This window comes from Paraburkholderia sp. SIMBA_027 (genome assembly GCF_046535315.1).
In the GTDB taxonomy this organism is placed as follows: Bacteria; Pseudomonadota; Gammaproteobacteria; order Burkholderiales; family Burkholderiaceae; genus Paraburkholderia; species Paraburkholderia tropica.
Genome location: NZ_JAWRWY010000374.1, coordinates 1 through 281 on the forward strand (window position 1 = coordinate 1; position 281 = coordinate 281).

A 281-nucleotide genomic window follows, 5' to 3' on the forward strand; every position below is an offset into this window, starting at 1 on the left:
GGGGACGAGGTTGAGCAGGCCTGCCATCGCTGAGGCACCTGCAAACCAGAGGATGCCAATGGAACTGATGTCGTATGCCGTGCCGAACCCGAGTCCCAGATACTGATGGGCCAGGAACGCAAGAGCCCTGCCGTTGGCCTGTCCGCCGGCCTCGAACTCCTGCTGTGGGATCAGCACCACTGTGGTGAAGCTGGACGTGATCAGGAAGCTGCTCATGATGACAGCAGCCGTGGTCAGCATGCGCCGCGTCCCTTTGATGCGACCGGTGGGGCGTTCTTCGG

The 281-nt window shown here is 62.3% G+C and carries 1 pseudogene; it reads right to left on the reverse strand.

The annotated features are described in order from the left end of the window. Positions 1–240, reverse strand: a pseudogene (locus SB764_RS39480) (amino acid transporter); the annotation flags it as partial. Positions 241–281 lie beyond the last annotated feature (41 nt).